The sequence below is a fragment of the Burkholderiales bacterium genome, assembly GCA_015075645.1.
Taxonomy (GTDB): domain Bacteria; phylum Pseudomonadota; class Gammaproteobacteria; order Burkholderiales; family Casimicrobiaceae; genus VBCG01.
Genome location: JABTUF010000010.1, coordinates 21622 through 28042 on the forward strand (window position 1 = coordinate 21622; position 6421 = coordinate 28042).

The following is a 6421-nucleotide window of genomic DNA, read 5'->3' on the forward strand; positions in this document are numbered from 1 at the left end:
CGAGGGCATCGGCTACCGTTCGTGGCCGGTCGCTTCCCGCATCGCATGGCTGCATCGTCGAACCCTCGCACGCTCCACGCGCGTGATCGCGGTCGTCGGATCGCTCGGCAAGACGTCGACCCGCCGCGCGATCACCGCCTCGCTCGCGCTCCCGCCGAACGAGCGCCATTTCAACGCCTGGGACGCAGTCGTCCGGTCCGTCGTCTCGATCCGCCCGGGCCAGCGGCATGCGGCGATCGAGGTCGGCATCGGCGACAAGGGCCAGATGCGCCCGTACGCGGCGGTGGTCCGCCCCGACGTCACCGTCGTCACGTCGATCGCGAGCGAACACCATCGCAGCCTCGGCACGCTCGACGTCACACGGGACGAGAAGGCGTGGATGGTGCGCGCGCTCGGTCCCGGCGGCGTCGCGGTGCTGAACGGCGACGACCCGAACGTGATGTGGATGGCGGGAGAGTCGCGCGCGCGCGTCGTGACGTTCGGCTTCGGCGCGCACTGCGACATTCGCGCGGAAGACCTCGCGCTCGACTGGCCCCGGGGGATGCGCTTTCGCATCGTCGCGTCCGGCCGTTCGCACGACGCCACAATGCGCCTGCTCGGGCGGCACATGGTCTACCCGGCGCTCGCGGCGTTCGCCGTGGCGGCACTCGAGGGCATAGCGCCCGAAGTCGCGATCGAACGCATCGGCGCGTTGCCGCCCTCGGGGGCGCGCATGGAGCCCGTGCCGCTTCCCGGCGGCGCGTTCCTGCTGCGCGACGAGTTCAAGTCAACGACCGAATCGATCGACGCTGCCCTCGATCTCCTCGAAGCGGTCCCCGGGAGGCGGATCGTGGTGCTCGGGGGCATCTCGGAGCCGGTCGGGCCGCAATGGCGCGCCTACCGCCGGATCGCGGGACGCGTCGGCCGCGTCGCGGACCGGTTCGTCATCTGCGGTCACTGCCACGAGAAGTATCGTCCCGGCGCCATCGCGGCCGGGATGGCACCGGAACAGATCATCCACGCCGCGCACTCGCCGCGGCGCGCCGCCGAACTCGTTGCCGCCATGGTCCAGCCCGGCGACGTCGTCCTGATCAAGGGGCGCGACACCGAGAAACTCGAACGGATCCCCCTGATCCTCGCCGGGCGCGAGGTCCGCTGCGACATCGAGACCTGCAGCGTCCGCACCGTCTCGTGCGCGTCGTGCCCGATGCTCGAGCGCGGCTGGAAGGCGGGCCGCGGTCCGCCGTGAGTCGTGCGCTAGCCGCGGCTGGCGCGTCTGAATTCGAGGGGACCGGCCGACACCGCCGCCTCGTCGCCGACGATCACCCGCGCACCGACGCCGGGGACCTCCGTCGCCGTACGCTTCTCGATCAGGCACATCGAATCGAGGAACGCGACCGAGCGGATCGCGCGGAACGGCGCGGGGTCCGGGCCGGCCCCGGCCGGGAAGAACGGGGCGAGCAGCGACGCCGGCGCGCGGTCCGCCTGCCACCACGGCAGGTTCACCCAGTCGGCGAGGCGCTTCAGGAACTCCATCGAGGTGTCGGGGTGATCGGCGCCTCCGCCCCAGCCCTTCATGTAGGAGCAGTGCAGGTCCTCGATCGCGTAGATGCCGCCAGCCCTCACGTGGCGGAAATAGTTGCAGAACGTGGTGATGATGTCGCGCGAGGTGTGGGAGCCGTCGTCGATGAAGACGTCGAACAGCGGCGCGCGCGACAGGATGGCGCGGTATGTCGGTTCGGTGTTGACGTCGCCGACGATGACCGCGATACGCGGGTCGTCGAACGCGAGCGCGCCGCACTTCGGATCGATGTCGCAGCCCAGGACGATCGTCGCCTGCGCGAAGTACCGCGCCCAGAGTTCGAGCGATCCGCCGTTCTGGACGCCGATCTCGGCGAACGCGATCGGCCGGTCGCGGAATCGGCTGAACGCCGCGTCGTAGACATCGAGGTAGAGCGACCACTTGTCGGACACCTTGCCGGTGTGCGATGCGTAGAGGTCGCGAAGGGCCGGGACCGGGTTCATGCCGGGATTGTAGTACCGACGGCACTCGGTCGCAGGTCCGACTTCAGTCGGTCGCCTTTCGCTTCGACGCAGGCCGCCTCGGTCCGAAGCCGGATCCCGACGCACGCTGGCGCCGCAAACGGACCCCGAGCGACGCAGGGTAACAGGTACGACGACTCCGCGTCGACGTCACATCCCGCGTACCGCTGCCCGCGCGAGCGGCGCCAGACGCGACGCCGCGTGGGCGAAGAACCGCCTGTAGGAAGGACACAGATACGACATCGGCGTGCCGTCGGCCGACGGCACGAAACGGTGTTTCGGGCATCCGCCGACACAGGCCGCGAGAAACGGGCAGGCGAGGCAGTCGGCGGCGAGCGGGTCGCGCTTGGCGCGGCCGAACGCGCGTTGCCGTTCTGACCCGATCAGTTCGCCGACCGGCGTGTCGATCAGATTTCCCAGCCGCCACGCCGGGTAGGCGTAGTGGTCGCAACTGTAGACATCGCCGTTCGACTCCACGATCGGCGTGGACGAGCAGTCGGCGCCGTGCGTGCACAGGCTCGGCGGCATTCCGGCGAGCGCCGCGGCGTACTCCTCGAACGCCTGGACGAAGACGCTGCCGACATCGGCATCGAACCAATCGTCGAAGACGGCGCACAGGAAGCGGCCGTAGCCGTCCGGTGGCGGCGTCCATGGCGAAATCGAGACGCGCCGTTCGAGCGGCGGCGGCGGTGCGAAGGTGCCGTCGGCGCACAACCGCTCGACGAGCGGAATGAACTGCATGTGACGCAGACCCTCGCGGCGCAGGAACCGGTACACCTCGCGGCCATGCCGCCAGTTGCGTGCATGCACTACCGTGAGCGTGTTGACCTCGACCGCCGCGTTCTGCAGCGTGCGCAGCGCGCGCATGACGCGCGCATGGCTCGCGCGCCCATCCCGGCCGCGGCGCAGCGGATCGTGCAGGTGCGCCGGCCCGTCGATCGACAGCCCGACCAGGAAGCGGTGCTCGGCGAGGAACGTCGCCCATTCGCGATCGATCAACGTACCGTTGGTCTGAAGCGCGTTGTGGACCACGCAGCCCGGCTCGCGAAATCGCTCCTGCAGCGTGATCGCTTCGCGAAAGAACTCGAGCCCCGCCAGCGTCGGCTCGCCGCCCTGCCAGCTGAAGCTCACTTCGGAGGCACCGCGCTGCGCCTCGAGCACCTGGCGCACGTAGGCCCCGAGCACGTCACCGTGCATGCGTCGGGCGGGCGTTGCTCCAGCACGGTGGCTGTAGTAGCAGTAGTTGCAGCGGAGATTGCAGGCCGCCGACGCGGGCTTGGCCATGACGTGGAACCGGAGCGGGCGTCGCATCCCGGCGGTCGATTCGGAATCGCTCATCCCTGCCCCGATGTCATCGACGGATGCGTCCTCAGGTCGAGCGCGGACAGGAGCGGCGACCCGCGCCTCAGGGCGCGCGATGTCCGCGACGGCGCTGCCGCGGCCCCGTGCAGCTCCGCCAGCGCATGGAACGGGCTGTACGAGATCACGATGACCGGCATCCGGGACTCGTCGAAGAACAGGCTCGACTCGTCGTGGCCGGTGGCGGCCAAGTCGCTCCGTGGCACTCGTCGCGTATGCGCGGGTACCGACTTGGTCGGCCCTGCCGGTGCGGACTCGGGCAGCGGCAGCAGCTCGCCCAAGTGCAGTTGCAAGGCGTCGGACGCCACGATGCGCCGCTCGCTGGTACTGCCGAAGATCTGCCGGCGAAACCGCTCGAGCTGCTGCTTGAGCGACTCCACGTCGCGTTGCAACCGGGCGTTGCGCTCTTCGCTGCTGCGCAGCGTGTCGAGCACTTCCTGCGCCGACCAGTGCGCCACCTCGTCGAGAGTAGCGGCGTGCAGCGCGGTCGGTGTCGACATGACTACGATGATAGCGGAAAGACCGTGTGCTCATGCGGCCTCGCGCGTGATTCTCGCCACGTTGTAGCGCAGTCGTTGTCGCGTTACAACGAAGCCTTCGAGCATCAGCTTGAACTGCGTCCAGTCGATCTCGCAACTCTTCATCTGCGACCAGTCCGACACGAAGCAACCACGCTCCAGACGCTTGCCCCAGATGCAAAATCCACTGCGGTCCCAGTACAGCACCTTGACCTGAGAACCGCGCCGGTTGATGAACACGAACAGGGCGCCCGACAGTGGATCGAGTCCCAGCGCGTGACGGGTCAGCGCGTACAGTCCGTCGAACGATTTGCGCATATCCACGGGCTGCCCGTAGACGTGCACGCGCACCGTGCCCTCGGGGAAGAACATCAGCCACGACGGATCGTCACCACGATTCCGCCTCCCAGTTCCAGGCGCATCTCGACGGGCTCGGACACGCCACCCATGCGCAGCATTCCGGCGTCGACGAATCCACTACGCGGCGCCGCGACCGCCGCGTGTTCGCCGACAGTGCACTCCTCAAGGCGCTGCGCACCGGTCGCGCGTCTTGCGAGCAACGAACGCCAACGTCCAAAGCTCGAGCGGCTCACGCCCTCCCGTTCGCAGAAGGCCAGGATGCTCATGCCGCTCGCCCGCTGTCGCTCGATCATCGTGCGCCACGCCTGCTCGCCGTGGCGTTGCCAAGACTTGCCTCTGACCTCCACCGATACCGCCTTCGTTCCTTCGCCCATCACCGATCCCCGTTCGTGGTTGCCAACGGGATCGAGTATTCACGGCACGTCAGAGACAGTGAAGAACGCCGCTGGGCGAGCGCTTACTATTTAACCACTGCAGCCATGTCCAAGGCGGCTGTTGGAACGCGTTCAAAGATGCGGCCGCCATGACCTACGACTGGGCAACAGGTCAAGGGTCCAACACGCGAGTCTTTGGTCCCGGGTCGATTCAAGTCGTAGATATGATGGACGCCCCAGGTGTAATCGATGCGCGTGCATTCTTTTACAGCAAGAATGCCGCGGCTATTGCCCGTGGCTCGTATGACTCGTTGCAACCAGTAACGAACTACGCGGCCAGCTTCGGCGTCTTCGACCTGTTTACGACCAGTTCTCCGACGCAACAGTTTGTAGGCAGCTATCGCGTGGACATCTTCCCCGTTAAAGGCGGTTCCGACCTGATGTTCGTTTTGAACAACAACTCAAGCTTCAGGTCCTTCGCGTACGGAATTGCTCCTGCCTGGGAGCGGACCACGTTGGCGCCGGCGGGCAATATGCGTCAGACCTATTGGTGGACGGAGCCTTGGCGGCCGTGATGAGAAATGTGGTCCTGTACCTGCTTCTTGTGCCGCTTGTTGGGGCGTGCGCGCGACCGCTCGAGAAGACGGAAGTGCTTGGCACTTACGAGTTCGTCCTTGGAAGCGTAAGGGAAGTAGTGGTCATCGGTGACGACGGCAAATACACCAACAGTCTGTATGAGAACGGCACGCTCGTATGGTCCGACCGCGGCGAATGGACATACGAGCAGCAGCCAAGTAACACCGGCGTGACCTTTACCGCGTTCCGCTTTGGCATCCCAGGGCACTCTGCCCAGCCCGGTCTCTGGTTTGTCGTTCCATCAAAGACGTTGACGGGCGGTAAGGAGCTTTGCTTCGACTTGGATCTTGGTCGATGCTTCCGGAACACTTTTTAGCAACTGCAATCGAACGAAGCTCATTCCGCTTATCGCCGACCGCACGAGCAACCACGATTAGTGCAGAAGACGGAAGCTCCATTGTGGTTCAGTTGAGTGATGGTATCTCGATTCGTCGTGGCCACCCTCTCCCTGTTCAGGGGCGATATTGGGACTCGGATGGACACGTTGTGTTCGTCACCGCCTTCGCGGATAAAGCTGGAAATATCTATGAGATTGAAGTTGCTAGGGTAGACCTGCAGCCGATTCTTGACCTTGCGCGGGCGGATCGGATTGAATTCTCGGACCTTCAAACAGGCTACTACAGGACAACCAAATCTTCCGGCGCGCGCGAGGAGTAGACAGCGTTTGCGGGAACCAATGGAGCTTAGACTCGATTGGTGACGCGCACGACGACGACGGGCTACGACAGCCGTGGGCGGTTCGCCACGTCGACCACCTACCCGACCTCGACGCTCAACCCGGTGGTGCTCTCCGAGGCGCGGGTGGTCGACCCGCGCTTCGGGATCGCGACCAAGGTGACGGATGCGAACGGCGTCTACACGACGAAGCTCGTGGACGGTTTCGGGCGGGTGTACGGGGAGCGCAGTTTCAACCAGGCGAACCAGAAGGTCGGCGAGACGTTCAGCGCGGTGGAGACGGCCGGCATCGTCGGCAACGAGAAGTACCGGCAGCGGCAGAAGGCGTCGGGGGGAGGGGAGGTCGAGGTCTACCACGACGAACTCCAACGCGAGGTGAGGCGCAGGAGCAAGGCGTTCATCGACGCGACCTACGCCACCACCACGCTCGGCTACGACGCGGCGGGCCGCAAGAGCAGCGCGACCAAGCCGGCCGGC

General features: G+C 66.1%; 10 protein-coding genes. 5 read left to right on the forward strand and 5 right to left on the reverse strand.

Going from position 1 to position 6421, the window contains the following annotated elements; genetic code table 11:
- Nucleotides 1–82: 82 nt before the first annotated feature.
- The gene (locus HS109_20420; protein ID MBE7524713.1) at nucleotides 83–1228 is read left to right on the forward strand and encodes a hypothetical protein; all 1146 of its coding nucleotides are present in this window, start codon (nucleotides 83–85) and stop codon (nucleotides 1226–1228) included.
- Nucleotides 1229–1236: 8 nt separating this feature from the next.
- Here HS109_20420 and HS109_20425 read toward each other — a convergent pair whose 3' ends face one another.
- The 5 genes from HS109_20425 to HS109_20445 form a co-directional block, all read right to left on the reverse strand.
- On the reverse strand, nucleotides 1237–2004 hold the full coding sequence (locus HS109_20425) for a class I SAM-dependent methyltransferase (GenBank protein MBE7524714.1): 768 nt from the start codon (nucleotides 2002–2004) through the stop codon (nucleotides 1237–1239).
- Nucleotides 2005–2172: 168 nt separating this feature from the next.
- Nucleotides 2173–3333: an anaerobic sulfatase maturase gene (locus HS109_20430; protein MBE7524715.1), complete on the reverse strand. Its 1161-nt coding sequence runs from the start codon at nucleotides 3331–3333 to the stop codon at nucleotides 2173–2175.
- Between the two features lie 23 nt (nucleotides 3334–3356).
- Nucleotides 3357–3881 (reverse strand): hypothetical protein, encoded by a 525-nt coding sequence (locus HS109_20435; GenBank protein ID MBE7524716.1) that lies wholly within the window; start codon nucleotides 3879–3881, stop codon nucleotides 3357–3359.
- 30 nt (nucleotides 3882–3911) lie between these two features.
- Nucleotides 3912–4271 (reverse strand): IS66 family insertion sequence element accessory protein TnpB, encoded by a 360-nt coding sequence (gene tnpB / locus HS109_20440; protein ID MBE7524717.1) that lies wholly within the window; start codon nucleotides 4269–4271, stop codon nucleotides 3912–3914.
- Nucleotides 4271–4633, reverse strand: coding sequence for an IS66 family insertion sequence element accessory protein TnpB (locus HS109_20445; GenBank protein MBE7524718.1), 363 nt, complete (start codon nucleotides 4631–4633; stop codon nucleotides 4271–4273). The genes tnpB and HS109_20445 overlap by 1 nt, the downstream gene beginning before the upstream one ends.
- A 149-nt stretch (nucleotides 4634–4782) precedes the next feature.
- Here HS109_20445 and HS109_20450 point away from each other — a divergent pair, with 149 nt between their 5' ends.
- The 4 genes from HS109_20450 to HS109_20465 form a co-directional block, all read left to right on the forward strand.
- Nucleotides 4783–5208 carry a hypothetical protein gene (locus HS109_20450; GenBank protein MBE7524719.1) on the forward strand — a complete coding sequence of 142 codons (426 nt, stop codon included), beginning with the start codon at nucleotides 4783–4785 and terminating at the stop codon, nucleotides 5206–5208.
- Nucleotides 5196–5585, forward strand: coding sequence for a hypothetical protein (locus HS109_20455; GenBank protein MBE7524720.1), 390 nt, complete (start codon nucleotides 5196–5198; stop codon nucleotides 5583–5585). Before HS109_20450 ends, HS109_20455 begins: the two co-directional genes overlap by 13 nt.
- Complete coding sequence (locus tag HS109_20460) at nucleotides 5564–5926, forward strand: hypothetical protein (protein ID MBE7524721.1); 363 nt, start codon at nucleotides 5564–5566, stop codon at nucleotides 5924–5926. Before HS109_20455 ends, HS109_20460 begins: the two co-directional genes overlap by 22 nt.
- A gap of 39 nt (nucleotides 5927–5965) precedes the next feature.
- Nucleotides 5966–6421, forward strand: a 456-nt coding sequence (locus HS109_20465; GenBank protein ID MBE7524722.1) for a hypothetical protein, incomplete at its 3' end; no start/stop codon positions are given.

Bases quoted from the DNA above. Each gene is read 5' to 3' on its own strand.
- HS109_20425 (MBE7524714.1), bottom strand. From the start codon at position 2,004: ATGAACCCGGTCCCGGCCCTTCGCGACCTCTACGCATCGCACACCGGC.
- HS109_20445 (MBE7524718.1), bottom strand. From the start codon at position 4,633: ATGGGCGAAGGAACGAAGGCGGTATCGGTGGAGGTCAGAGGCAAGTCT.
- HS109_20450 (MBE7524719.1), top strand. From the start codon at position 4,783: ATGACCTACGACTGGGCAACAGGTCAAGGGTCCAACACGCGAGTCTTT.
- HS109_20430 (MBE7524715.1), bottom strand. From the start codon at position 3,333: ATGCGACGCCCGCTCCGGTTCCACGTCATGGCCAAGCCCGCGTCGGCG.
- tnpB (MBE7524717.1), bottom strand. From the start codon at position 4,271: ATGTTCTTCCCCGAGGGCACGGTGCGCGTGCACGTCTACGGGCAGCCC.
- HS109_20435 (MBE7524716.1), bottom strand. From the start codon at position 3,881: ATGTCGACACCGACCGCGCTGCACGCCGCTACTCTCGACGAGGTGGCG.
- HS109_20460 (MBE7524721.1), top strand. From the start codon at position 5,564: ATGCTTCCGGAACACTTTTTAGCAACTGCAATCGAACGAAGCTCATTC.